Origin of the sequence: Streptomyces millisiae (assembly GCF_031845425.1) — a bacterium.
In the GTDB taxonomy this organism is placed as follows: Bacteria; Actinomycetota; Actinomycetes; order Streptomycetales; family Streptomycetaceae; genus Streptomyces; species Streptomyces millisiae.
This window is the reverse complement of record NZ_JAVREM010000311.1, coordinates 1-449: the sequence shown is the minus strand read 5'-3', so window position 1 is coordinate 449 and position 449 is coordinate 1. Positions and strand designations below refer to the sequence as shown.

Annotated in this window: 1 pseudogene; it reads right to left on the bottom strand. The window is 65.3% G+C overall.

Features of this window, described 5'->3' with window-relative positions:
* Nucleotides 1-306: pseudogene (locus tag RNC47_RS36830) on the bottom strand (hypothetical protein); the annotation flags it as partial.
* Between the last annotated feature and the right edge of the window lie 143 nt (nucleotides 307-449).

Below are 449 nucleotides of genomic sequence, written 5' to 3'. Positions count from 1 at the left end.
GTACCGGATGGTGCGAAGCGGTTCGATCACCTCGATGCGGAACGGCCCGATAGTCGCCGACCGGTCCAGTGGCATTGCCCCGGAGGCGAACACCGAGTGCTCCACACCGTCTTTGACGAGGCTGAAGGCGGCATCGATGACCCCGCGGACCGGGTAGTGGCCCATCGCGGCGCCGAAGTAGAAGTCTCCGTCGCGCTGGTGACCGTTGAACCAGTAGCGGTCATAGTGATTGGGGTCGGCGCTGACCGGTGTCGCGACCGGTTCGGCCGACGCGTGGATGGGGTAGTCGTCAAACGGTGTGAGCATCTGTCCTGTTTCTGTTCACTTGCCCAGCAGGGAAAACGCGTCGAGGTCGGCGATCGCGGTGGCCGACCGTTCGGCCATCACCGTGAACATCCGGTCGCCGCGCTCGGAGGGCTGGCCCACCAGTGCGCCGAGCACTGTGACGA